Origin of the sequence: Thiohalomonas denitrificans (genome assembly GCF_900102855.1) — a bacterium.
In the GTDB taxonomy this organism is placed as follows: domain Bacteria; phylum Pseudomonadota; class Gammaproteobacteria; order Thiohalomonadales; family Thiohalomonadaceae; genus Thiohalomonas; species Thiohalomonas denitrificans.
Genome location: NZ_FMWD01000001.1, coordinates 305,575 through 331,025 on the forward strand (window position 1 = coordinate 305,575; position 25,451 = coordinate 331,025).

General features: G+C 61.2%; 23 protein-coding genes and 1 pseudogene. 7 read left to right on the forward strand and 17 right to left on the reverse strand.

The genetic code is table 11. The annotated features are described in order from the left end of the window. Positions 1-46: 46 nt before the first annotated feature. The 4 genes from mutL to BLP65_RS01360 form a co-directional block, all read right to left on the reverse strand. Positions 47-1,765 (reverse strand): DNA mismatch repair endonuclease MutL, encoded by a 1,719-nt coding sequence (mutL, locus tag BLP65_RS01345; protein ID WP_092991823.1) that lies wholly within the window; start codon positions 1,763-1,765, stop codon positions 47-49. A 199-nt stretch (positions 1,766-1,964) separates the two neighbouring features. Then, positions 1,965-3,251, reverse strand: coding sequence for an N-acetylmuramoyl-L-alanine amidase (locus BLP65_RS01350; protein WP_092991825.1), 1,287 nt, complete (start codon positions 3,249-3,251; stop codon positions 1,965-1,967). A gap of 200 nt (positions 3,252-3,451) precedes the next feature. Then, positions 3,452-3,922: a tRNA (adenosine(37)-N6)-threonylcarbamoyltransferase complex ATPase subunit type 1 TsaE gene (gene tsaE, locus BLP65_RS01355; RefSeq protein ID WP_092991827.1), complete on the reverse strand. Its 471-nt coding sequence runs from the start codon at positions 3,920-3,922 to the stop codon at positions 3,452-3,454. Further along, on the reverse strand, positions 3,919-5,400 hold the full coding sequence (locus tag BLP65_RS01360; RefSeq protein ID WP_092992301.1) for an NAD(P)H-hydrate dehydratase: 1,482 nt from the start codon (positions 5,398-5,400) through the stop codon (positions 3,919-3,921). The genes tsaE and BLP65_RS01360 overlap by 4 nt, the downstream gene beginning before the upstream one ends. 19 nt (positions 5,401-5,419) lie before the next feature. Here BLP65_RS01360 and queG point away from each other — a divergent pair, with 19 nt between their 5' ends. Continuing rightward, entirely contained in the window at positions 5,420-6,517 is a 1,098-nt protein-coding gene (gene queG, locus BLP65_RS01365; protein WP_245688195.1) for a tRNA epoxyqueuosine(34) reductase QueG, read from the forward strand. A 4-nt stretch (positions 6,518-6,521) separates the two neighbouring features. Continuing rightward, positions 6,522-7,397, forward strand: coding sequence for a PfkB family carbohydrate kinase (locus BLP65_RS01370; protein ID WP_092991830.1), 876 nt, complete (start codon positions 6,522-6,524; stop codon positions 7,395-7,397). 69 nt (positions 7,398-7,466) lie between these two features. Here the strand turns inward: BLP65_RS01370 and nudF are convergent, their stop codons facing one another. Further along, positions 7,467-8,135 (reverse strand): ADP-ribose diphosphatase, encoded by a 669-nt coding sequence (gene nudF / locus BLP65_RS01375; protein WP_092992303.1) that lies wholly within the window; start codon positions 8,133-8,135, stop codon positions 7,467-7,469. Positions 8,136-8,147: 12 nt separating this feature from the next. Between nudF and mobA the strand changes: the two genes are divergently transcribed. From mobA to lon, 4 genes are all read left to right on the forward strand, one after another. Further along, positions 8,148-8,753: a molybdenum cofactor guanylyltransferase MobA gene (gene mobA / locus BLP65_RS01380; protein WP_092991831.1), complete on the forward strand. Its 606-nt coding sequence runs from the start codon at positions 8,148-8,150 to the stop codon at positions 8,751-8,753. Next, complete coding sequence (gene mobB, locus BLP65_RS01385; protein ID WP_092991833.1) at positions 8,750-9,289, forward strand: molybdopterin-guanine dinucleotide biosynthesis protein MobB; 540 nt, start codon at positions 8,750-8,752, stop codon at positions 9,287-9,289. The genes mobA and mobB overlap by 4 nt, the downstream gene beginning before the upstream one ends. Positions 9,290-9,357: 68 nt before the next feature. Further along, positions 9,358-10,590, forward strand: coding sequence for a molybdopterin molybdotransferase MoeA (gene moeA, locus BLP65_RS01390; RefSeq protein ID WP_092991835.1), 1,233 nt, complete (start codon positions 9,358-9,360; stop codon positions 10,588-10,590). A 423-nt stretch (positions 10,591-11,013) separates the two neighbouring features. Next, positions 11,014-13,416, forward strand: a complete 2,403-nt coding sequence (lon, locus tag BLP65_RS01395) for an endopeptidase La (RefSeq protein ID WP_092991837.1) — start codon at positions 11,014-11,016, stop codon at positions 13,414-13,416. A gap of 98 nt (positions 13,417-13,514) precedes the next feature. Here lon and hemH read toward each other — a convergent pair. From hemH to BLP65_RS01440, 9 genes and pseudogenes are all read right to left on the reverse strand, one after another. Then, a pseudogene (gene hemH / locus BLP65_RS01400) lies at positions 13,515-14,486 on the reverse strand (ferrochelatase); the annotation flags it as partial. Positions 14,487-14,823: 337 nt separating this feature from the next. Further along, entirely contained in the window at positions 14,824-15,480 is a 657-nt protein-coding gene (gene adk / locus BLP65_RS01405) for an adenylate kinase (protein WP_092991841.1), read from the reverse strand. A 199-nt stretch (positions 15,481-15,679) separates the two neighbouring features. Next, positions 15,680-16,819, reverse strand: coding sequence for a hypothetical protein (locus BLP65_RS01410; RefSeq protein WP_092991843.1), 1,140 nt, complete (start codon positions 16,817-16,819; stop codon positions 15,680-15,682). Positions 16,820-17,060: 241 nt separating this feature from the next. After that, a complete protein-coding gene (locus tag BLP65_RS01415; RefSeq protein WP_092991845.1) occupies positions 17,061-18,347 on the reverse strand; it encodes a vWA domain-containing protein in 1,287 nt (428 codons plus the stop codon). Between the two features lie 80 nt (positions 18,348-18,427). Further along, positions 18,428-19,474, reverse strand: a complete 1,047-nt coding sequence (locus BLP65_RS01420; protein ID WP_092991847.1) for an AAA family ATPase — start codon at positions 19,472-19,474, stop codon at positions 18,428-18,430. Between the two features lie 229 nt (positions 19,475-19,703). Next, on the reverse strand, positions 19,704-20,147 hold the full coding sequence (locus BLP65_RS01425) for an NUDIX domain-containing protein (protein ID WP_092991849.1): 444 nt from the start codon (positions 20,145-20,147) through the stop codon (positions 19,704-19,706). Positions 20,148-20,151: 4 nt separating this feature from the next. Continuing rightward, entirely contained in the window at positions 20,152-20,529 is a 378-nt protein-coding gene (trxA, locus tag BLP65_RS01430; protein WP_092991851.1) for a thioredoxin, read from the reverse strand. A 125-nt stretch (positions 20,530-20,654) separates the two neighbouring features. Next, complete coding sequence (locus tag BLP65_RS01435; RefSeq protein WP_092991852.1) at positions 20,655-21,077, reverse strand: RNA-binding S4 domain-containing protein; 423 nt, start codon at positions 21,075-21,077, stop codon at positions 20,655-20,657. Beyond that, positions 21,077-21,301 (reverse strand): hypothetical protein, encoded by a 225-nt coding sequence (locus tag BLP65_RS01440; RefSeq protein ID WP_092991854.1) that lies wholly within the window; start codon positions 21,299-21,301, stop codon positions 21,077-21,079. The genes BLP65_RS01435 and BLP65_RS01440 overlap by 1 nt, the downstream gene beginning before the upstream one ends. A 188-nt stretch (positions 21,302-21,489) precedes the next feature. On the opposite strand from BLP65_RS01440, the gene rmuC reads away from it, so the two are divergent. Next, positions 21,490-23,025, forward strand: coding sequence for a DNA recombination protein RmuC (gene rmuC / locus BLP65_RS01445; RefSeq protein ID WP_092991856.1), 1,536 nt, complete (start codon positions 21,490-21,492; stop codon positions 23,023-23,025). 23 nt (positions 23,026-23,048) lie between these two features. Here rmuC and BLP65_RS01450 read toward each other — a convergent pair whose 3' ends face one another. The 3 genes from BLP65_RS01450 to BLP65_RS01460 are packed head-to-tail and all read right to left on the reverse strand — an operon-like array spanning position 23,049 to position 25,450. Then, complete coding sequence (locus BLP65_RS01450; RefSeq protein WP_092991858.1) at positions 23,049-24,395, reverse strand: sensor histidine kinase; 1,347 nt, start codon at positions 24,393-24,395, stop codon at positions 23,049-23,051. Further along, positions 24,392-25,057, reverse strand: a complete 666-nt coding sequence (locus tag BLP65_RS01455) for a response regulator transcription factor (protein ID WP_092991860.1) — start codon at positions 25,055-25,057, stop codon at positions 24,392-24,394. The genes BLP65_RS01450 and BLP65_RS01455 overlap by 4 nt, the downstream gene beginning before the upstream one ends. 39 nt (positions 25,058-25,096) lie before the next feature. After that, entirely contained in the window at positions 25,097-25,450 is a 354-nt protein-coding gene (locus BLP65_RS01460; RefSeq protein WP_092991862.1) for a PepSY domain-containing protein, read from the reverse strand. Position 25,451 lies beyond the last annotated feature (1 nt).

The following is a 25,451-nucleotide window of genomic DNA, read 5'->3' on the forward strand; positions in this document are numbered from 1 at the left end:
ACCATGAAAACAGTTTTTCGCCCCTTTGCGGTGAGTGAAACGTCAGTTAGACCTGACCCGCCTCGAACAGACGGGCGAGCACTGCAGGAGTCAGACGGGTCCAGCATCCCGACAGTTTTTCGGCGAGCGGCTCCAGTTCCGCCAACAGCTCCTCTGCTGCTGCGCGATCCATTCTTCGACGATGAGCGGTGCCGGCACACCGGGCCAGATTCCGTAACAGCGCAGCCTCGCCGGCGGTTTCCAGATCCGCAAGCAGCGCCCGGGCCAGCGGAACCGGTTGCACACGGCGCAACGGCGCCGGTTGCTGCCGAATCATCAGCGTCGTCTCGCCAATCGGTGAAAGTTCGAAGCCGAGACGGGAAAGCCGTTCCGAATTCCGTTCCAGCCTGGCAATCGCCCCTCGCTCCACCTCCAGCGACTCGGGTACCAGCAGCGGCTGGGGGCGAATTGCGCCCTCGGACCACGCAGCCTGGAGCCGATGATATGCCAGCGCCTCCCGGGCAGCCCCGCCATCAATCAGACGCGGACCGTCCACGTGCTCTGTCAGCAGGTAGTTTTCCATCAGAACGTCGACCAATCTTCCCAAAGTCCGCTTCGATATTGGCGTAGTGTGTGTCGGCCGTGAAACAGCCCCGGGCCCGGCCAACCTTGCGTAACCAGCGACCGATTCGCGAACGGCGGTTTCGGAGACGGGGCGCAATTCGGTTTTCGGATAGGGCCTCGGCTGGCCGGCAGGCTGCTCCACACGAGGTATTAGTGTCGACAGGTCCGGTTCGAGTGCATCGCGGACCGCCCGGTAAAGAAAATCATGGATAAGCCTCGCCTCACGGAACCGCACCTCATGCTTGGTCGGATGGACGTTGACGTCCACCTGCGTCGGGTCCAGCTCGAGAAACAGCACATAGCCGGGATGGCGCCCCTCCGGAAGGATATCCCGGTGGGCCTGTCGCAATGCGTGGCCGATCAGCCGGTCCCGCACCAGTCGGTGGTTCACATAGAAATACTGCAGGTCGGCCTGACTACGGGCCGCTTCGGGTCCCGCGACCCGCCCCCACAGGCGCAGGCCAGCCGCGGAAAAGTCCACAACTGCGGATGTTTTCAGAAAGGCGCGCCCCGTGACCTCGCCAATCCGTCGCTCCAGGGCGTCCGATGCCGCGGCACTGCGCACTTGCAGGATCCGCCGGCGGTTGTGCATCAACGAAAATCCCACCTCGAACCGGCTCAATGCCAGGCGCCGGAACACCTGTTCCAGATGGCCCCATTCGGTCGACTCGGAGCGGAGGAATTTCCGTCGTCCCGGCGTATTGAAAAACAGGTCCCGAACCTCAACCGTGGTGCCCGGCGGATGCGCGGCCGGTGTCACTTCACCGGCGGAGCCCTCTACCCGCCAGCCCTGCTCATCCGCCTCGCGCCGGGTAGTGATCGAGAGCCGCGATACGGAAGCAATACTGGCCAGCGCCTCACCACGAAAACCGAGGGAGACCAGACGGGTAAGGTCATTCTGGTGGAATACCTTGCTGGTGGCGTGGGGGCTAACGGCCAGGGCCAAGTCCTCGTGGTGAATACCGGCGCCATTGTCGCGCACACGGATCAGCCCTATGCCCCCCTTCTCGACCTCGACCTCGATGCGGTCGGCACCGGCATCAATGCTGTTTTCCAGCAACTCCTTGAGTACGGACGCGGGGCGTTCCACCACCTCGCCGGCGGCGATCTGGTTGGCAAGCTGAGAGGAGAGAAGTCGAATGCGTCGCGGCGCGGCGTCCATGCGGACCTAGGTTAACCGGACGTTTCAGCAATTGCTACAAGCCAATCGAACACAGTAGCGGGTAACGAAGCAGTTGATCGCAACAGCCTAGTGGTCGATGCCGGAAGTAGTGTGGCAATCAGAGCCCCGCATGGACCGGGCTACTAGCTACTAGCTACTCGCTACTCGCCACTCGCCACTCGCCACTCGCCACTGAGCGTTATCCACCACCAGGGATCTGCAAAACCTGTCCGACACGGATGGTGTTGTTGCTGAGGCCGTTGAAGCTGCGGATGGCATCGGCACTGACACGATACTGACGGGCGATCTCGGACAGCGTATCGCCACGGGCGATCACATGAGTCTGGCGTTCGGCCATTAGCGTGCCGGGCGGAGGATACTGCTGAAAATAGTTGTGAATACCGTTTTTAATGGCTCGCGCCATTTTATACTGATGATCCGGCGAGACCAGTGCACGCTCATCGGAAGGGTTGGAAATGAAGGCAGTTTCTATCAGCAGGGAGGGAATATCGGGAGCCTTCAGAACCCGAAACGCCGCACGCTCCACCTTGCGCTTGTGGATCTTTCCGACCTGTTTGATGTCACGGAGAACCTGTTCAGCGACGTGATAGCTAGCTTCATTACTCGCGGTCTGCGACAGATCGAGGAGCACGGAGGCAAGTAGATTATCCTTGCCGTCGAGGCTGACACCACCGATAAGGTCCGACGAGTTCTCTTTATGGGCGAGTAGTCGGGCGTGTTCACTCGAAGCGCCGTTATTGGAGAGTATGAAAACCGAAGCACCCTTCACGCGCGAATCCCGGAAGGCATCGGCATGGATGGAAACAAACAGGTCAGCATTGGCCTGCCGCGCCTTTTCCACCCGCTTGAGCAGACTGAGATAGTAATCGCCATCCCGGGTCAGAATTGCCCGCATTCCCGGTTCTTTGTTGATCAGACTGGCCAGTTTGCGGGCAATCGCCAGAACCACGCTCTTTTCCCGAACCCCGCTAGGCCCCGAGGCCCCCGGGTCCTCGCCGCCATGACCGGCATCGATGGCCACCAGCACTTCTCGCGCACGGGCTACCTGATTCAATCGCCGCACAGGCGATGATCCCCCGGATTTTTCCAGGTCGATCACCAGCCGATGTCCGTACTGGTCATTCGGGCTCAGTGCGAAACTCTTGGGCCGCGTCTCTTCATCCAGATCCAGGACGACACGCAAATCGGTTTCGTTACGGATGCCGGAGCGAATGCCTTTCAGCAACTTTCCGAAATCTCTGTCTTTCAGGGAAGTGGTCAAGGCGGCGTCTTCGATATCGATGACCACCCGCTCGGGGTTGGAGAGGGTGAAGAGTTTATGCTTTACCGGACCGCTCAGATCGAAAACAAGGCGGGTGTGATCGGGTGCCGGCCACGCTCGCAATCCATCTATCCGTTCCTGGGCGAAGCCTGAGGTACCGAACAGCAGCAGAACAAACGTGCATAGCACTTTGAACCAGCGCATCTCCCGTCTCCCGGTGTCAGGTCGCTGTCATTCCATTCGAAAGCACCCGGCACCTAACAATGATTTTTCTTGTTAACTAACGACTTAGGAAGTCTTCTTCGATTTCTTCATGAGCTTATGATGCTAACTTAGAATGAAAGGTACAAAAAATCAATATGAATAACCCCGAACCATTGTGACGGGAGCCTCACCCCTGCTGCTTACTGGTAGTTCAAACAGGTGATCAATCGCCGCGCAGCCTCCGTATAGGCCCGCAACGTCAGGTGACGTCCCGTCCCGGCGTATTCAATGAGTATTTCCACGTCAGGCGCCGGCAATACACCCGCGCCCCGCTCAGGCCATTCGATCAAACGCACCGTGTCGCCCTCGAAATAGTCACGGATTCCGAGAAACTCCAGCTCTTCGGGATCGCCGAGGCGGTAGAGATCGAAATGATAGACCGGCGGTTCGGTTGGATAGGGTTCAACCAGTGTGTAGGTCGGGCTCTTGACGGCCCCGGTAAATTGCAGCCCGCCCAGAAAGCCGCGCACCAGCGTGGTCTTTCCCGCCCCCAGCTCGCCATACAGGTAGACGGTCAGCGGTGCAGGCGAACACCTGGCCAGACGCTCCCCGAACGTCATCATTGCATCCCCTGACGCGACGGAGTATTCACTCACGTTTTGCTCACTCATGGATTCACCAACCTTCGCAGTTGCGGGATGAGGTCCGTGGCCAGCAGGCCGCGCTCGCCCGCTTCGGCCGCGGCCCGATCGCCCGCCATCGCATGCAGGTACACTCCCACCCGGGCCGCTTCCGCCAGTGAACACCCCTGCGCCAGAAGGCCGGCGATCACACCGGTCAGCAGATCACCCATTCCGCCCGATGCCATGCCGGGGTTACCGGCGCTGCAGAGCGAGATCGAGCTGTTTTCATCCGCCACCAGGGTCCCGCTGCCCTTGAGCACCACCACTCCGCCATAACGCTGCTGAAGGTTGCGGACCGCCTCGAAGCGGTCCGCCTGCACCTCGCCGGCTGCGTTGTTCAACAACCGGCCGGCCTCTCCCGGATGCGGGGTAAGTACCCATCGGCCCCTGGCTACCGGCTCGGCAGCGAGGGCATTAAGGGCATCGGCATCCACCACCAGAGGCTTTCGGGTTTCCAGCACCCGCGCCAGCATCTGCCGCCCCCAGGCGTCCCGGCCAAGCCCCGGACCGATGGCGATGACGGAAGCCCGCTCCAGCAGAGGCGACAGCTCCGGTCCCGGTTCCACACCGTGGGCCATGGCCTCCGGATACACGGCGCTGATCCAGGCGGCATGCTCCCGCCGCGTGGCGATGCTGACCAACCCGGCACCGACCCGGCCCGCTGCCTCGGCCGCCATGCGCGCCGCTCCGGCCATGCCCCGGTTGCCCCCAACCACCAGTACATGACCAAAGTATCCCTTGTGGGCGTTACGGGAACGTGGCTTGAGAGCAGCGATCAACGCCCCGGCGCCGATACGTCGGGCCGAAGGTTCGATAGAGGCGTAAACCGAAACTGGGACATCGAGGGCATCGAACCGCAACTTGCCACACTGCTCGGGGCCGTCGCCGGTCAGAAGACCCTGTTTGAGGCCAATAAAGGTAATGGTCGCCTCGGCCTTCACGGCGGCACCGAGTACCGTTCCGGTATCGGCCCCCAGCCCGGAAGGGATATCCAGGGAATAAGCCGGCGCCGGTGCAGCATTCAATGCCTCGATGGCCTGCCGAAAATCCCCCGCCACCTCTCCGCTCAACCCGGTTCCCAGCAACCCATCGACCAGCAAATCCTGACCCACCAGCATCGTTGGCGAACAGATCGCTTCCGGAACGCCGGCAGCGAGGGCGGCTTCCCGGGCCTGTGCGGCACTACCGCCCGGCTCGCGAACGCCGGCTATTTTCAGGACCATCGGCTCCAGACCGGCCTCACGGGCAAGCCGCGCCACCACATAGCCGTCACCGCCGTTATTGCCGGGGCCACAGAGCACGGCCAGCCGATTGGCGGCGGGCCAGAGCAGGCGCAACCCGTCGAATGCCGCCCTGCCGGCACGGTTCATCAGGGTGAGGGCACTGATTCCGCACTCCTCGATGGCAATGCGGTCCAACTCGCGAACCTGTTCTGCTCGATAAAGTTCCAGCGGTAATTCGGTCATAACCGTTATCATAGCGACTATGGCAATCTCATATAACATGGACCGGCAGAACCTGGAGCCGAACGACCTCGCCCGGCACATTCGCAGCTGGGGCCGGGAACTGGGCTTTCAGGCGGTCGGCATTACGGACATCGATCTCTCTGCTGCGGAACGGCGCTTCCTCGATTGGCTCAAGGCGGGTTTTCACGGCGAGATGGAGTACATGGCCCGCCACGGCACCCGACGTTCACGTCCCCCGGAGCTGGTGGAGGGTACCTGTCGGGTCATCAGCGTGCGAATGGACTATCGACCCGCAGGGGCGGCCGATGCCGATGCCGTACTCGCGGATTCACGCCAGGGCTATATCTCCCGTTATGCACTGGGCCGCGACTACCACAAACTGATGCGCAAACGGCTGGCCAATCTGGCCAAGCGTATCGAGGCGGCAGTGGGTCCGTTCGGCCACCGCGTGTTCGTCGACAGCGCGCCGGTACTGGAGAAACCGCTGGCCGAGAAGGCCGGGCTTGGCTGGGTGGGCAAGCACTCCAATCTGCTGCACCGTGAGGGTTCGTGGTTCTTTCTCGGCGAGATCTATGTGGATCTGCCACTGCCGATCGACACCGCAACCGAGCCACACTGCGGCTCCTGCCGGGCGTGCATCGACGCCTGCCCCACCCGGGCCATTGTCGCCCCCTATGTGGTCGATGCCCGGCTCTGCATCTCCTATCTCACGATAGAACTGCACGGCTCGATCCCCGAAGAGTTGCGCCCGCTCATCGGCAACCGCATCTACGGCTGCGATGACTGCCAGCTGTGCTGCCCCTGGAACCGCTTCACCGCGAATACGGCCGAGGGTGATTTTGAGCCACGCCACGAACTCGACAGCACTTCGCTGGTGGAGCTGTTTGCCTGGGATGAAGCCCGCTTTCTGCAGCGCACCGAAGGTTCGGCGATTCGCCGACTCGGGCACGAACGCTGGCTGCGCAACATCGCCGTGGCGCTCGGTAATGCACCTGCGGAACCGGCCATCATCGAGGCCTTGCAGGCCCGGCGCGAGGCTTGCTCGCCCCTGGTACGGGAGCATGTGGAATGGGCCTTGGGCCAGCATGGTATCGAAACCCCCGAATCAGCAGGATAAGGCAATGGCAAACATCCTGGGAGTGGGAAACGCCACCCTGGACATCATCAACATCGTCGACGGCTACCCGGCCGAGGACGACGAGGTCCGCGCCGAGGCCCAGCGCGTCTATCGCGGGGGCAATACGGCCAATAGCCTGGTGGTGCTCAGCCAGCTCGGACACCGCTGCCGGTGGGCAGGCACACTGGCCGATGAACGGGACGCCCGGCCCATTCTGGATGATTTCGAACGCCACCACGTCGATACCGCTGCCGCCGCCACCATCTCCCAAGGCAAAGTGCCGACCTCCTACGTGATTCTCAACAAGAGAACCGGCTCGCGCACCATCGTCCACTACCGCGACCTGCCGGAGTACGCATTCAAGCACTTTGCGCGCATCGACCTGCAGGAGCTGGAGTGGGTTCACTTCGAAGGCCGCAATCCGGAGGCGGTAAAACGAATGCTGCAACGGGTAAAGGCCGAACGCCCGGAACTGCGCTGTTCGCTGGAGGTGGAGAAGCACCGACCGGGAATCGACGCGCTTTTCCACCACGTTGATCTACTGCTGTTCTCGCGCACCTTTGCGGAAAGCCGAGGGGCGGACTCCGCGGAGTCTTTCCTCGACAGCATCCGCAATGAGGCACCGGAATCCGATCTCGTCTGCGCCTGGGGCGAACAAGGCGCCTGCGGATTGACCCGGCGGGGTCAGCCGGTGGCCACGCCCGCCTTCGTACCTCCCCGGGTGGTGGATACCCTCGGCGCCGGTGACGTCTTCAATGCCGGAATGATCGATGCCCGGCTTCGGGAACAATCGCTGCAGTCATCACTGGTTGCAGCGGCAAGGCTGGCGGGCCACAAGTGCGGGCAGGAGGGGATTGAAGGGCTTGTGGGTAGTGGGTAGTGGGGAATGGGGAATGGGGAATGGGGAATGGGGAATGGGGAATGGGGAATGGCGAGTGGGGAGTGGAAATCAAGGCGCTGCACACCAGAGGCGCTGTAATCGCTGCCGGTTCAGTCGCAGCCACTGCAGGGCAATAATGGGACCGGCGGAGTTGATGACGCCTTCTTCCAGCAAGGCAAGGACCTGTTCGAACGGCACCACGCTCACCCGGATATCTTCATTCTCGCTCTCCAGCCCATGGATACCGCCCAGGTTCCGGCTGTCCACGCGGCCACAGAACAGGGTCAATGTCTCCGAGGTGCCGCCCGGGCTGACGAGATAGCGACAGATCGGCTCCAAATCGGTCACGGTGCAGCCCGCCTCTTCCTGCGACTCCCGCCGCACCACATCCTCGGCCGATTCGCCGGGCTCAATGATGCCGGCCACCGCCTCCACCAGCCACGGACCTCCGGGCATATAGAGGGCGCCGATGCGGAACTGTTCCAGAAGAACAACCGTGTCCCGCACCGGGTCGTAGGGCAGCAGGGCCGCGGCGTGTCCGCGCTCGAACAGTTCCCGCTCGATAACCGGGCTCATACTTCCGTCAAACAGGCGGTGACGCAGCCGATAGCGCTCCAGGCGGAAAAAACCCTCGAACTCGACCTCTCGATCAATGATCTTCACACTCGGCCTCTCGGGTCCGCGACTTCCGCTCACTGCTGACTCCCTATATTCTTTCGGCCTACGGTAATCATCCATCATTGTTCCCATATGCCCCCGACTGCCGAAAACATCACCGCCATCATCCTGGCCGGAGGCCGCGGACAGCGTATGGGCGGCCAGGACAAAGGGCTGCTGCCGCTGGCCGGACGTCCGCTGATCGCACACGTCATAGAGCGCATTCGTCCCCAGGTGGGCGAAATCGTAATCAGTGCCAACCGAAACCACGAACACTATAGCCGCTTCGGTTACCCGGTGTTCGCGGATGCGGCTCCCGACTGGCCCGGCCCCCTCGCCGGCCTGCTGGCCGGTTTTGCGGTAACCGACTCGGAATGGGTCCTGACCCTGCCCTGCGACACTCCGCGACTGCCACAGGATCTCGCGGCACGCATGATCTCGGCTACCATGGAAGCGGACGCAGAGATCTGCACGGTGCAGGCAAGCGGTCGTATCCAGGCCGCCTTCATGCTGGTTTCACGCCGCCTGGAAGCGGACCTGCGCGACTATATCGATGCCGGAGGTCGCCGCGTCCAGAGTTGGCAGGAAGCCCATCACCGCGCCTTGGCCGAGTATCCGGAAGCAGATCGCGCATTTGATAACATCAACACCCCCGAACAACTGCAGCAACTGGAAAGGGAGTTGAAAGACAACCGATGAAGGACCTTTCGCCGACACCCGTCCTCGGCTTTATCGCGTTCAGCGGCACCGGCAAGACGACGCTTCTGGAGCAACTCATCCCACTCCTGCGTAAGCGCGGACTGGAAGTGGCACTCATCAAGCATGCCCACCATGATTTCGATATCGATATTCCGGGCAAGGACAGCTATCGCCTGCGCAAGGCAGGGGCGAGCCAGACGCTGGTGGCCTCCCGGAAACGTTGGGCCCTGATTTCAGAGCACGGGGAACTACCCGAGCCCGATCTGGACAGCCTGCTTCGTCAGCTCGACCACGACCGCCTGGATCTCATCCTGGTGGAGGGATTCAAGCACGAGGCCTTCCCGAAAATCGAAATCAGGCGCGAATCCCTGGGCAAGCCGAGACTCTACCCGGACGATGACGCCATCATCGCTGTGGCCACCGACCGGCCTGCAGCGATAGCCACCACTCGTTCTCTGTCGGTGCTGGATCTCAACCAACCGGATGCCATCACCGATTTCGTTCACCAATGGGTTATCTCCTCCGGCGAGGCATAACACGGTTTAGCCGCACGAGGGGATTGGGCATAATGGCCGCAAACCCAACCGCCATACGAGGTTACTGCATGAGTTCACAAGGTTCCGGGCTACTGCCCCTGGATGAGGCACTGGAAAAGATCCGGGCTGCGCTGAAGCCCGTTGCGGGCTACGCGCAAGTGACCCTTGCCGAGGCACTGGGACGGTTCCTGCACGAGGATATCCTTTCCCCCATCGATGTCCCCGGCCACCGCAACTCGGCCATGGACGGGTATGCCGTGGCGGGCAGTGCACTCCCCGAATCGGGAGAGAAGCGCTTCCGGGTGGCGGGAACCGCATTGGCGGGCGCGCCCTACGCCGGCAGCGTCGGCCCGAATGAAGCGGTCCGGATCATGACCGGTGCCGTGGTTCCCGAGGGTACCGATACCGTCATCATGCAGGAGAAGGCGCGCCGGGAAGGTGAAGACGTCTATTTCGAGGCGGGACACCGCAGCGGCGAAAACGTCCGTCACCCCGGAGAGGATATCGCCCGCAACACCGTGGTGCTCTCCACCGGCCGCCGAATCACACCCTCGGATGTCGGTTTGCTCGCCTCCCTGGGGATTGCCGAAGTGCGGGTCAACCGCCGGCTGCGGGTCGCCATCTTCTCCACTGGTGACGAGCTGGTGCCGCTCGGTCAAAGTTTGGGCGAAGGCGAGATCTACGACAGCAATCGCTATACCGTCGCTGCCATGCTGCGCCGGATGGATGTCGATGTACTCGATATGGGCGTTGTCCGCGATGACCCGAATGCCATCGAGCAGGCCTTCACCAGCGCTGCAGAAGTTGCCGATGTCGTCATCACATCGGGCGGGGTTTCGGTGGGCGAGGCTGATTTCGTCAAATCCACACTCGACAAGCTCGGCGAGGTGGATTTCTGGCGCATCGCCATGAAGCCCGGCAAGCCGCTTGCGTTCGGTCGACTCGGCAATGCCGCCTTCTTCGGCCTGCCGGGCAATCCCGTCTCCGCCGTGGCCACCTTCTACCAGGTGGTCCAGCCCAGTCTGCTGCACCTGACGGGAAGCAGCGATACCGGAAGATTGCGGGTAAAGGCGCACACGACCGAAAAGCTCAAAAAGCGACCCGGCCGGGAGGATTTCCAGCGCGGCATACTGGAGTCCGATGCCAGCGGCAATCTGGTCGTCCGCGGTACAGGCATGCAGGGCTCCCACGTACTCAGTTCCGTGAGTCGGGCCAACTGCTTCATTGTCCTGCCGGCCGAATCAGGCGATGTGGAGGCCGGCGATGAGGTGACCGTCGAGCCCTTTGCCGCGTTCATGTAATTCGTGCAAAAGGCCGTTGTTATGAAACGACGGCCTTTCTTCTCTCGATGTCGCGAGCCGTATCCCCCTGCTGCGCGGGCCCGAATCAATGAAGAACTGGTAACCACGGGGTACACGGGGACCACGGGGTAAAATAGGTTGTTCGGTTTTTTTCTCCCCCGTGCGCCCCGTGGTTCGAAATTCAAGGGGATAAATCGTTAAGTGCTTCAGGAGTGGCTGTCCTGCGGCTGCAGACACCCTTTCTCATCGACGCTGCATCCCCCTCCCGGTGTCGAATTTCCTCTCTGCAACTATGTTTGGCTTATTCGAAAGCATCCCCCGAAGCGTTGCAATCGGTTGGTTTCGACACAATGTAGTGGGTACAGCAAGCGCCCGTTAAGGACGGGTTCTACAATCGCCAGTGGACAAAAACGAGGTCGCTTCATGACGGACAAAGAGCCACTCGATGCCGAATATATTGATGAGGAAGGAGGCGCCGGCACCTCTTCGGAGCTCGCCCTTTCCGCCAACGTACTGCCCCATACGCTCCACCTGTTGCCGCTTTCGGAGCGGCCCTTTTTCCCGGCACAGACCTTCCCGGTGCTCATGGAGGAGGAGCTTTGGCTGGAAACCGTCGAAAAAATCGGCGAAACCACCCACCACATGGCCGCTCTTGCCCTGCTTAAACCGGGTGCCGATCCGGAGAAGATGAAACCGGACGATTTCCATCGGGTCGGCAGTGCGGTGCGCCTCCACCATCCGGCACGCTCCGATGGCAAACTGCAATTTATCGCCGAAGGTACCCGTCGCTTTCGCATCGTCAAATGGCTCTCCAAAACACCCCCGTTTGTCGTCCAGGTGGAGTATCCACGGGAGGAGAAACTCGGTAAAACGGACGAGGTGAAGGCCTACGGGATGGCCATCATCAACACCATCAAGGAGTTGCTTCCGCTCAATCCGCTTTACAGCGAGGAACTCAAGTACTTTCTCAACCGCTTCGGGCCTAACGAACCGTCACCACTGACGGACTTCGCCGCCGGACTGACCACCGCCGACAAGGAAGACCTGCAGGAGGTTCTGGAGACCTTCGCGGTCATTCCCCGCATGCAGAAGGTGATGGTACTGCTCAAAAAGGAGCTGGAGGTCGCCAAGCTCCAGAGCCATATCCGCGAGCGGGTCGAGGAGCGGATGACCGAACAGCAGCGCAAATTCTTTCTGCGAGAACAGCTCAAGGAGATCCAGAAGGAACTGGGTCTGGAGAAGGATGATCGCACCGCAGATATCGAACGCTTCAAGGGGCGCACGGAAAAGCTGGAACTTCCGGAGCAAGCCGAAAAACGCCTGGAGGATGAGTTGCAGAAGCTCTCGGTGCTGGAATCAGGTTCGCCGGAGTATACGGTCACCCGCAACTATCTCGACTGGATCACCGCCCTGCCCTGGGGCGTCTGCTCGGAGGATAAGCTGAATCTGAAACGGGCACGGCGGATTCTCGATGCGGACCACGATGGTCTGGAGGACGTCAAGGATCGCATCATCGAGTTCCTCGCGGTCGGTTCGCTGAAAGGCGAAGTCTCCGGCTCGATACTACTATTGGTCGGGCCTCCCGGTGTCGGCAAGACCTCCATCGGCCGCTCCGTGGCCAATACCCTCGGACGAAAATTCTACCGCTTCTCGCTGGGCGGGATGCGCGACGAAGCCGAGATCAAGGGCCACCGCCGTACCTATATCGGAGCCATGCCGGGCAAGTTTGTCCAGGCCATCAAGGACGCAGGGACCGCCAATCCGGTCATCATGCTGGATGAGATCGATAAAATCGGCGCTTCCTATCAGGGCGATCCCGCTTCGGCACTGCTGGAGGTGCTCGACCCGGAACAGAACCACCACTTCCTCGACCACTATCTGGACCTGGGTTTCGACCTCTCCAAGGTGCTGTTCATCTGCACAGCCAACCAGCTTGACACCATCCCGGCGGCGCTGATGGACCGTATGGAGATCATTCGCCTCTCCGGCTATATCGCCGAAGAAAAAATGGCCATTGCCAAGCACCACCTGTGGCCGCGGCAATTGGAGAAAGCGGGGCTCAAACCGAGCAAGGTCAAGCTCTCGGATGCCGCCCTGCGCCGGATCATCGAGGATTATTCCCGCGAAGCCGGGGTAAGGAACCTGGAGAAACGGCTCGGTGCGATCATCCGCAAATCGGTCGTGCAGCTGGTGGAGGGCAACAAGGGCCCGATCCGGGTGAGCGGCAAGGATATCGACAAGTATTTGGGCAAACCGCTTTTCCAGAGAGAGAAACCACTTACCGGGCTGGGTGTGGTCACCGGGCTGGCATGGACGGCCATGGGTGGTGCCACATTAAGCATCGAGGCCACCCTGGTACACAGCAAGAACCGGGGCTTCAAGCTGACCGGAAAACTCGGGGAAGTGATGCGCGAATCTGCCGAGATCGCCTACAGCTATGTCGCCTCGCATCTGGAGGAGTTTCAGGGACGGCAGGCCTTCTTTGATGAAGCCTTCGTGCATCTGCACGTTCCGGAGGGGGCTACGCCCAAAGATGGTCCCAGTGCCGGCGTCACCATGGCCACCGCTTTGCTCTCCCTCGCCCGCGGCCAGAAGGTCAAGCGCCCTATCGCCATGACGGGAGAGCTCACCCTTACCGGCAATGTCTTTCCGGTCGGCGGTATCCGCGAAAAGGTCATCGCCGCCAAGCGCTCCCGCATCAAGGAACTCATCCTCCCAGAGCCCAACCGTGGCGACTTCGAGGAGCTGCCAGACCATATCCGTGAAGGGATTACCGCCCACTTCGTCAGCCACTATCGGGATATGGTGCCGATCTGCTTCGGGTAGCGGCTGCGCCGCTAAACTTCTTTTGCCACAGAGCACACACGACTGCATGAATGCAGTCGTGTGTGCTCTGTGGCTGTCCTTACCCGTATTCAGTCGAGCCAGCTGCAGACGTTACGTTCGATCAGGCCTGCCAGGGCCTTGATGTGATCGCTTCGGTCATTCAGGGCAGGGATATAGTGGTAGGACTCGCCACCCGCACTCAGGAATAGATGGCGGTTCTCTTCGGCAATCTCCTCCAGGGTCTCCAGACAGTCCGCCGAGAAACCCGGGCATACCACATCCACGCTCTTGATCCCCTCCCCGGGGAGCCGTACCAGCGTCTCGTCGGCATACGGCCGTAGCCACTCTTCACGGCCGAAGCGGGACTGGAAGACCACCTGCCACTCCGCCGACTTGAGCGCCAGCCTTTCAGCGATACCCCTGGCCGTTGTCAGGCACTGCTGATAGTAGGGATCGCCTTCGCTGCGAAATCGCAGGGGCGTGCCATGGAAGGAGAAAAGTAGCCGTTGCGCGGCAGGCCGCCCCTCTCTTGCCTCGAGGATGGATGCTGCCATGGCATCCAGATAACCGGAATCGGTGTGGTAATCCCGGATGAATCGCAGGCCGGGCACATCCCGTTGCCGGCGAACCGCTGCGGCGATCGCATCCAGGGTCGAGGCGGTCGTGGAGCCGGAGTATTGCGGATAGAGCGGCAACACCAAAAGCCGGTCCACCCCCTGCCCGTGCAGTTCCTCCAGGGCCTTGGCAATGGAAGGGTTCCCGTAGCGCATGCCCAGAACCACGGGCACCTCCCGGCGCAGGCGCGCTGACAGTTCCGTCCGTATCTTGTCGGTCTGGCGTCGGCTGATGGCCATCAGCGGCGACCCCTCTTCGGTCCACACTTTCCGATAGGACGCAGCAGAACGTCTGGGCCGCGTACGCAGGATAAAGCCGTTGAGGATCAGCCACCATAGCGGCCGCGGCACGTCCACTACCCGGCGATCCCAAAGGAATTCGGCGAGGTAACGGCGAAGTGCCTTCGGTGTGGGGGCGTCGGGCGTGCCCAGGTTAGTTACTAGGATACCGAGCATGGCTCGCAAGTATACGGCCTGGAGGGGTTAGGTGGAAATACAGAAAACCGAATATGGGCAACACGGCAATACGACGGCCACGACCGAGGAGCCTAAGATGACGATATCCGGATCCCGGGATCTGCCTTGAACCCGGTTCGGGCGATCCTTCATCAGTGGCGCCGTTCGGCTCGAAGGTGGCTGATCAACGCCCCATTCTCTGCCGTATCTGCCGGTGATTCATTACACCTCGCATCGCTGCCATCGGCCCCGTAAGTTCGATGGAACGAACCGGCGCCGCCGCAACGAAAAACAGGCCCCGTAGGGCCTGTTTTTTATCATTCCGGAACGATAGCCCTCAAGAGAGCGCGGCCATCACCGCATCCCGGTTCTCCTCGACGCTCTTGCCGGTGCCCTCCACCTTGACGTACTTGGGCGCATTTGTCTCGCCACTTGCCGCCCACGTGGAGTAGAAATTCACCAGGGGCTTGGTCTGAGAATGATAGACATCCAGGCGCTTGCGGACAGTCTCCTCGGCGTCGTCGTCGCGCTGGATGAGCGGCTCGCCAGTGACGTCGTCCTTGCCCTCCTCCTTGGGCGGATTGAAGATCACGTGATAGGTGCGCCCGGAGCCGGGGTGTACCCGCCTGCCGGCCATGCGCTTGATGATCTCCTCATCGGCGACGTCGATCTCCACCACGTAGTCGACGCCGATATTCTCTTCCCGCATCGCTTCGGCCTGGGGAATGGTGCGGGGGAAGCCATCAAACAGGTAGCCATTGGCGCAATCGGACTCTTTGACCCGTTCCTTGACCATGCCCATGATGATGTCGTCGGAGACCAGGCCGCCCTCGTCCATGATCTTCTTGGCGGCCACACCCAGCTCCGTACCGGACTTGACGTGCGCACGCAGCATGTCGCCCGTAGAGATCTGCGGGATATCGTATTTTTCACAAATGAACTGAGCCTGTGTCCCCTTACCTGCCCCCGGGGCACCGAGAAGGATCAACCGCATGATTAGGTTACTCCCTTGTCTGTTTTATCAAATTCTTCGAATTAACAGCTAATTATGCCGCGCCCTCGCGTTCGGGACCAAACAGCCGTTTGAATGGGCCGATGCGGGATATTTATACCCACGCCCGGACCCGTCGTCCGAGCTGTACAAATCCGCTGCGCCGCGACCGCCATGCCACCGTTTGCCATCTTTGCAGCCGTCAGCCAGTGGCGCGCAGAATGGAGACCGCCCGGTTGACCGGCGTGGTCACCGGCTCGATCTTCTTGCGCATCACGGTTCCAATGGCATCGCTCAGGGCAAACACCGGAATCACAACCCCTTCATCGATGTGTGCCAGCTCGAGCATGGCGCGGAGTTCTGTCTGTAGTTCGGGAACTGCCGCCAAAACGGCCGCCAGTTCCTCATCCGGTTCGCTGAGCATCGACTCCGCCTGCTCCTGAACCGTCTCGATTTCGCGCAACTGCTCCGGGTTGCGTCTGGCCGCTGCCAGATACCGGCCGATGGCATTGAGCAGGGCCCCGACCACCTCCTGATCCGCCGGCCGGCGCAGGGCATCCAGAGCGACTGCCAGGAAGGTCTGTCCGGAGCTGTCCAGCAGTTTCAGAAGCAGGACCGCATAGGGATTGCCGGCTTCGGCCAGAGGCCCCAGCGCCGTCTGTGCCGCTGCCAGATCGTGGCGTGCTTGCATGGGCTCCGGCAGGTCATCCGGAACAGCCTCGAGAAAGCCCACGCGATAGGTCTTTCTGGAACGTCCGGCCTCCCAGAGCCGAAGGCGCCGCTCCTCGCTCAGCAGATCGGGCTGAAGCACCAGGCGCACGGTGTCCAGTATGTCACGGTGCTCGGTCTCGAACGGCAGGTGCTCGACCAGATGCTCGGCCAGAATACGGCCCATCTCGCTACGGACGATTTGCGGGCGCTCCAGCATCCGGCGGGCGTGCTCCGAGTAGGGAGCCACCCACCAGGCGCGGCGCGCCAACTCGTTATCGAGGCCCGGCGAGCAGACCACCGCCATCACCGCCTCCGGTTCACCAATCTTGAGCAGGCGATCCAGCTGTTCATTGTCGACCTGTCCCATTCGCGTCCAGCGGCGCAGAAATACCGGGTACCCGCCCGGCGAGTCCAACACCACCGCCGCCAATGTCTCACGCACACAGGTCAGATACTTGTCCGAGCGGCAGGTGGGATTGAGCGGCACTTTCATCTCCTGCTCACCGTTCAGTCCATAAACCGTCATCGCGCCCTCATCGATGCGTACCGCCTCGGCATTGGCGATAAGGACATTGAGACGCAGCGCATCCTCGCTGGAGAGTTCGACGTTTTGCCTTCGACTGCTTTTCAAGACCTGGCTCCTGAGAAAATTCGGCTTTTGTAAGGGTAAACCACAGAGGACACAGAGGGATTTTTAAACCGGAGAACACGGGGCGAAGGAAAACGCGCGTCTCCTGTAGGAGCGACGGAAGTCGCGATAATGACGGAAGTCGCGATACCGGTCAGCTTCGCGGCTTCCGCCGCTCCTACAGAAATCCGTTCTCTTTCTCTGTGTTCTCTGTGGTTTACATGCGAGTGTTAAGAGTACCGGCTCAGTTCAACTGGATCCGCTGGCCCCACGGCACCTGGCCTTTGCCCTTGACCAACCAGACGACGGGAAAAGTCGGCTCCCGCTCGGGGAATTCGCCCTGGCCGTCGGTGAAATAGATCAGCAGGTCCGGCGGCATGACCGAACGATCGACGGTCTCGAACACGGGCCGGAAATCGGTTCCGCCTCCACCCTTGAATTCCCGGGGCAACCGGAACTCGTCCCACGGCTCATAATGCCAGGGTCCGCCCTCGGCCATCTCGGTGTCGCACGCCATCAGGGTGATCTTCGCCCTGACCTGCCCCTTGATGGCATTGACCTCGGAGAGAAACTGGCGCATCTCGTCATCGCTTACCGAGCCACTGGTGTCGAGCGCCACGACTACCGAGACTTCGTGGCTACGCAGGCTGGGGAAAATCGCACTCCCTTCACGACGCGAGGGACGCGAATAATTGTAGTCGTCACGGGCAGTGACATTCATGTACTTGGCCAGCAGCATCCGCCATGGCAACTGCGGCTGCAGCAGATGATCAATCATGCGCGCCAGGGCGCCACCCATCTTGCCTGCCTGCATCGCCTGCTGGGCGGCCCCTGCCATTCGCTGTCGCCAGCTCACCGCGAGCTTGTCCCGCTCCTCCCTGGACAGGGGCGGAGGCTTGCCCGCCTTGCCATCACTACCGTCACGCGGCTGATCGGACCCGCCTTTTTCGTTCTCTCCCTCGCGGGGCTCTCTCCCGCCGCCCTCGCCGGTCTCCGTCGGCTTATCCGGTCGGCCCGTGCCGGCGCCGCGCTCGCGTCCCTCCTCACCGCTGCCGCCGCCGCGTGTTCCGCCTTCGCTGGAGTCATCGTCGTAGAGGTGCTGATCCGGAGTCTGGGAATCGGGATGATCATCGAGGCAGGGATAGATCTCCTCGGCAGTCATCTCGTTGAACTCTTCGACATAGAGCGCATCCTGGGTGGGGGTAAGCCCCTCGCTAATCAGGATGGGATTGACCGCAAGATCACAGGCGACGTCCCAGCGATGTTTCTGCCGATGCAGGCGTCGGGCGAAGTGCGACAGACCGCAGTGCAGGGCCTCATGGGCCAGGATGAACTTGGTCTGCTCAAGGTTCATCCCTTCGATATAGTCCGGGTTGTAGTAAAACGCACGCGCGTCCGTTGCGGTGGTCGGGCACCAGCCCTTGTCCGCCGCGATCATCGGCAACCGAAGTACCAGAGCACCGAGAAACGGCTTATCCAGGATAAGCCGTGTCCGCGCTGCACTCAGTTTGGTTTCAACATCGTTGCTCATGGCAAATTCCAACCACGGAGAATCATTTTATATCCGGGAACCCCGTGGTCCGAGTGCGTCCCGTGGTTAACAACAACCCATCACAGGTCATACAGCATCACGTCGGCGACGGACTGCGCCCAGGGGGCGAACTCCGGGACGGAGAAGAGATCCTGGCCGATGGCCCGGTGCAGATCCGATACCAGCATCACGCCCATCTCCCGTTCGGAGAAGCGGCCGGCGTAGTCGAGAATGGGTCCGTACACCGCCGGTCCGCTACCCTCGTTCCTGGCGCGCAGGGCACGACCGACCAGGGCCGACGCAACCGCGTACTGCAGATCGATTTCGCGGGGCACAGGGACCGCCTGGCGCTCCAGGATGGCGTCGATGTCGGGCAGGTTGTCCATGTTCTCGACAAAGGCCAACAGCTCTATCCCGGCAGCGGGGCCCACGCAGGCCTGCAGCGAACTGAGCAGCAGCTCGGGATAGTCACCGAATTTCTGCAGCGCCCGATGGGTAAATTCCCAGGAACGCGGCGAGGGGAAAGCCATGGGATTATGGGCCGGATCGAAGTCGAACAGCAGTTCCGGCCGGAAGCGCAGGAAGGCGATCACCCGCTCGTCAATGCCGTTGGCGTAGGCCCAGCTCACCCAGTCGTCCAGGTGAGTGTCCACCTCGAAGTGGGCAAAGCGATTCGCCAGCGGTGCCGGCATGACATAGGTCACGCCGCGATCCCCCTGGCGGTTACCCGCGGCGAAGATCGCCCAGCCGTCCGGGACCTGGTATTCACCCAGTCGCCGGTCGAGAATCAATTGATAGGCAGCGGCCGATACACTGGGTGGAGCCGACGTGATCTCGTCCAGAAAAAGAATGCCCTCGGGTCCGTGCCGCCGGGCATCCGGCAACAGGGCCGGCGTCGCCCACTCGACGTGCTCTCCGCTGCGGAACGGGATGCCGCGCAGGTCGCTCGGCTCCATTTGCGAGAGCCGGACGTCGATGACCGGGACCTCATGTCGCTGTCCCACCTGGGTCACCATCTGGGATTTCCCCACGCCGGGCGGACCCCACAGCATCACCGGAGTGTGATGTCCCTCGCGAGTACTGGAAAATTCACGCTCGAGAACACTGGTCACGTGTGCAGGACGCATGGACACTCCCCAAAAATATTCAAATCAGAAAAAACTCCGCCCCAAATAGCAGGATCACTCGACGGAGAAACCAACCAATAGTTTAGCAGAATTGTCGGAATTACGAAAAACCCTTTCGACCATGGGGAAGACGGAGCGCACGCCCGAAAAACCTGTTGTACCCCGTGGTTACAAGTTCTTCATTAATTCGGGCCTGCGCAGCAGGGGGGATACGGCTCGCGACCGGGACTCATCTTTCCGAACGAAGCGGAGCTAACTCGCCCGTGACGCGGAAGCGCCGATAGTCATCCAGGATGGTGGCATGATCAAAGGCAAGCGGGCCGGGCGGCTGGTCGGGGTCGTAGACTCCCAGTGCCTTGGCGTCGTCCCGCGCGACCGGTTCTCCACGGGCCTCGGCGACATAGACCGCGCTCACGGTATGCCCCCGTGGATCGCGCCCGGGGTCAGAATAGCAGCCAAGCAGCGTCTTGAGAGTGATATCGAGGCCGGTCTCTTCCCTGGCCTCGCGGACGGTCGCCCTCTCGAGGCTTTCTCCGACATCGACAAAACCACCGGGCCAGGCGTAACCGTGGGGTGGATTGCGCCGTTCGATGAGGACGATGGGACGCCCCGGCCGATCCACCAGTTCAATAATGGCGTCGACGGTCACCAACGGTGTCTCGGGGCGCCCCATTGGACTAGCCCTCCTGCTGACCTTCCTGCTGCTCGGCCACCTGCTTGCGGACATCGTCCATATCCAACTCGCGAGCCTTCTCGATCAGCTGCTCCAGCTGCGAACCCTGCAGTGCGCCCGGCTGGGAGTAGATAATGATCTGATCGCGGAAGATCATCAGGGTCGGAATCGAGCGAACCTGGAAATGAGCAGCCAGCTCCTGTTCCTGCTCGGTGTTCACCTTGGCAAAGACGATATCGTCATACTTCTCCGAGATTTCCTCGAAGACCGGTCCGAAAGACTGACAGGGACCACACCAGGTCGCCCAGAAGTCCACCACGACGAAATTATTACCGCCGATGATTTCGTCGAAGTTGTCTTTGGTTAGTTCTACAGTCGCCATATTGCATCTCCCCGTCGGTGAGCTCGGCGGTAATCACACCGCCCACAAAACAAAAGCAGGCCGAAGCCTGCGTCCTTTACTGATATCCCAGTATACACAAGGGGTCCGTTTCTAGCAGGTGCGGCTCACTCCTGCCCCTTGTTGAAGCGGATGATATGGCGACGTTGGCGCTTGTCGGGCCGCCTCTCGGGGCGGGGTTCACCAGCAGCCATTAACCTACGATTCTCCGCCTGGGCTGCACGACGTTTGCGGCTCTCCTCTGTCTCGTCATAGAGCTCCTGCGCCTCGGAGGCGGGACCGCGTCGGCCGGACAACTTCGTTACCACGATATCGAAACGGGTGGTCCCCTTGGTGATGGTGAGCTCGTCTCCAACACGTACGGAACGCGACGGCTTCACCCGACCCCCGTTCAGATGCACATGGCCGCCATTGATCGCCTCTGAGGCCTGGGGACGGGTCTTGAAAAAGCGTGCAGCCCAAAGCCACTTGTCGAGTCGGACCTCCTCCCGCCCTTCGTTTTCTGGCCCCTGCTTACGCTGTCTGGCCATCAATTCTCTCCGTTGGCTTCGGCTCGCACCAGCAGTTCCCGGTAAAAATCGAGGGGCAGCAGCGAGTGATCGACGGTTTCGCAGGCAGGGCAGCACTGCAACAACATGACCCCTAGTGCGTTGTCATCATCGTAGACTTCGCCCTCCAGATGGCGATACTCGATCATTCCCTCGTAGCCGCAATCGGTGCAGACACCCCACACCGAAAGCTCAACAGGTTTCATACAGATTCGATCCGGAATGGGCGATGGTTTAGTGTACCGGATCCACCCTGGCCACCCAATTTCAGAACAGGTCGCGGGAACGGAGGCGCGATTTGCATCACGGTTCGCGCCGGGCACGGCCCACGTCTGCAAGCCGCAGCCACATCCCGTTATAATCGCTCCACATCCAGCCATTGGCGAAATCACCCATGGAAGTTCTCTATCCCGCCCTTGCCCTGTTGATCGGTGCCGGTCTGGCCGCCGCCATCACTCATTTGCTGACGAAATCCCGCCTGCACGATGCGGTGACGGCGGCGGAGAACCGTGGCAGAGCGGAAATCGTTCACCTGGAACGGCTGCTCTCCGAGCGAGAGCAAACGCTCAGTCGCGTCGAACAGGAGACCGGTGAATTACGCGAACAGAAGGCGCGACTGGCGGAGGAAAAGGCCCGCCTGTCAGAAAAGGCCGAGCAGTCATCGGGGCTGAAGGAAGAACTCGAGCAGCTGCGGCAGAACCACCAAGCCGAGACGCGGGAACTGAACCAGGCGCTGGCGAAGGCCGGCTCCACCATCTCCACACTCAACACGCGACTCGAGGAACAGGAGAAAGCCAACGCCGAACGCTTCAAGCAACTGGAGGAGGCCAAGAGCAAGATGGCCGCCGAATTTGAAAACCTGGCCAACCGCATCCTCGATGAAAAGAGCCGCAAGTTCACCGATCAAAACCAGACGCAGCTCGGCACACTTCTGAAACCCATGCGTGAACAGTTAGACGGCTTCCGAAAGAAGGTGGAGGAGATCCATGTCGCCGATGTCAAGGAGCGCAGTTCACTGGGCGAGCAGCTCAATCAGCTGAGAGAGCTGAATCAACGGATTAACCAGGAAGCTATCAATCTCACCCGCGCCCTCAAGGGTGACAAGAAGGCCCAGGGTAACTGGGGTGAATTGATCCTGGAGCGGGTGCTGGAACAGTCGGGTCTGCGCAAGGGTACCGAATACGAGACCCAGGGGGCCTTCCGCAACGACGAGGGCAAGCTGCTAAAGCCGGACGTGGTGATTCACCTGCCCGAAGGCAAGGACGTGGTAGTCGACTCCAAGGTGTCGCTTCTGGCCTACAACCACTACGTAAACGCCGAAGACGACGAAGCCCGCGGGCTCGCCCTGCGCGAACACGTGCAGGCCGTCCGCCAGCATATCGATCAGCTCTCCGGAAAGGATTACGGCGCCCTGAACGGACTGCGCTCGCTCGATTTCGTGCTCATGTTCATGCCCATCGAACCGGCCTTTGTCGCCGCATTCCAGGCCGACGAAAAGCTCTTCGCCGACGCCTTCGAGCGGCGCATCGTCGTGGTGACCCCTACCACCCTCCTCGCCACCCTGCGCACCATCGAGAATATCTGGCGATATGAGCGGCGGAACGAGCATGCCCGTGATATTGCCGACCGGGCGGGAGCGGTCTACGACAAGCTGCGCGGTTTCGTCGAGGATCTCGAAAAGCTCGGCAACCAGCTGGACACCGTCCATGGCACCTACGAAGGGGTGATGAACAAACTCACCCGCGGGCGCGGTAATCTTATCAGCCAGTCACAGAAGTTCCTGGAACTGGGCGTCAAGGTCAAAAAGGAGTTGCCCAAGACGATTCTGGAGCAGTCCGATATCGGTCCGGAAGAGAACCGATCGCAGGAGACCGACCAGGCGGAGCCCAAAGAGATACCCGCGGTGCTGGCCGGGAGCGAAACGAAGTAAATCCCGAGAAAGGTGGCAGTCTGTTACCCCGACGATTCGCCACCATCCGGCAAGGGAAAGTGCACTTCCGAACGCAGGCCGCCAAGCGTCCTCGAGCGCTCCAGTTTCAAGGCACCCCCGTAATCCACGACGATGGCACTGACAATGCTCAGCCCGAGCCCATGACCGGGGCTGGACTCATCCAGCCGCTGGCCTCTCTCCAGCAGTGCCTTGCATTCGTCGGGTGGACACCCGGGACCGTCATCCTCGACGACCGCCTCCAGTACGTTGCCGCTCTCTGCCAACGAAATCCGGACCCGATGCTGGGCCCATTTGGTGGCGTTATCGATGAGGTTGCCGAACAGCTCGAGCATGTCGTCCCTATCCAGCGGGTAGGCCTTCCTTGAGGAGACCGACAGATCGACGTCCAGTTGCCGACCGCGGTGGAGCCGCTCGATGGTATTCACCAGGGGCGGCAGATCCTGTACGGGTCGAAACAGCTGACCCGGGCGACCGGCACCGGCCACCCGCGCCCTGCGCAACTCGCGGTCGATACGCTGGGTGATGGTATCGAGGGCCCGATGGATGGAGGTTCGATCCTCAGCGGGTAACGGCAAGGTGGGGTCACCCGCAATCTGGTTGAGATGACTGAGCGGGTTCTTCAGGGCATGGGTGAGATTACCGAGAGCATCACGGGAGCGCTGCAGCCGTTTCCCGGTGACGGTGAGCAGATGATTGATCTCGTCGACCAGCGGCCGGATCTCTTCGGGCACGTCGGTTGCGAGCTGATCGAGCTCTCCCGAATTGAGCCGTGATACCTGCCGGCGCAACCGGACGAGCGGAGCTAGCCCCCGCTGCACCAGCCGGCGCTGGATCAATAAGAGCCCGATCAGGGCCGCCAGAGTGACCAGGCCATAGGCGAGCTGAAACCCGCGAATGGGGGCGGCCAGCGGGGAGAGGTCCTCGGCCACAATAATCCGCACCGTTTCACCGCCCTTCTGGTATCGACCGGCAACCGCGATGAGCGGTTGGTCCTGCGGCCCGGAAATCTCAAAAGCCTGCTCACGTACGCTGGTTTGCGGCACCTGGAGGGTATCGTCCCACAAGGAGCGGGAATAAAACTCCCGGCCGGACATTTCGAGCTGATAGTAGTGTCCGGAAAATGGCCGCCGATAGACCGGGCTGATGGCTGTTTCGCTCAACTGCAGCTGCCCGTCGACACCCGGCTCCAGCAAGGCCAGTATGCCTTCGGCATCATGGAAAAGCCGTTCCTCGACATAGCTCTCGACAAGGTCGCGGGTGAAGAGGCTAATCGCCCCCCACTGAATCAGGAACAGCAGCACCAGGCTGATGCCGAGCCCGAGATCAAGACGACGCCGGAGCGAACTCACTGGGAGTCCCGAAAGACATAGCCCTGTCCACGCCGTGTCTCGATGTGCTCTTTGCCGAGCTTGCGACGAAGGCGATTGACGTACACCTCGATGACATTACTGTCGCGGTCGTCGTCATACTCATAGACATGGTCCGAAAGACGCAGCTTGGAAAGCACCTTGTTCGGATGGAGCATGAAGTAGCGCAGCAGGCGGAATTCGGTGCCGGTCAGTTCGTGTGAATAGCCCTCTTCATCAATGACCTGCTGCCGCTCCTCATCCAGCCGCAAACCGGCGCACTGCACGGAGCCCTCGGCCCGGCCGGCCATTCGACGCAGCAGTGCGGAAATACGCGCCAGCAACTCCTCGGTGTGGAACGGCTTGGCGACGTAGTCATCGGCGCCCGCCTGCAGCCCATCCACCTTCTCCTGCCAGCTATCACGAGCCGTCAAGATAATGACCGGCACCCGGTTTCCCGCCGAGCGCCACGCCTCCAGTACTTGCAGCCCCGGCTTTTTCGGCAACCCAAGATCGAGAATAATCAGGTCGTAGGGCTCTTCTTTTCCGAGGAATTCCGCCTCGATGCCGTCTGCCGCGATGTCGACGACGTACCCGGCCCGCCCCAGGCTCTTCTTGAGCCGGGTGGCCAGTTCGTTGTCGTCTTCAACCAGCAGCAGGCGCATGCGGATAACTATCGGTCATTCCGGAAGCGGAGATCTGCATCAGTCCTCGTCCTCGAAGCCGAGAAACTCCCCGGTGCCGGCATCGAACAGCAACTCCTCGACACGTCCCTCCGGAGTGAGCAACTTCAATTCGTAGCAATAGCCCTTCCGGCACTCCGGATAGTCGCGGTCCTTGCGGGGCTCCTCCAGTTCAACCTCCAGCACCTGGCCACTTTGAACCGCTCGTGCAGATTCGAGGATCTGTTCGAGGGACAGGAGCTGGCCCGACTCACGCAGCCGGCGTGCCGTTTCATGGTCGTCATCAGCCACAAGCGGCGGGCTGAGCAGTACGGCCAGAACAAGGATTGCCAGGATTCCCAAGAGCCACAGTGGTCGGCGGATGATCGTCGTCATC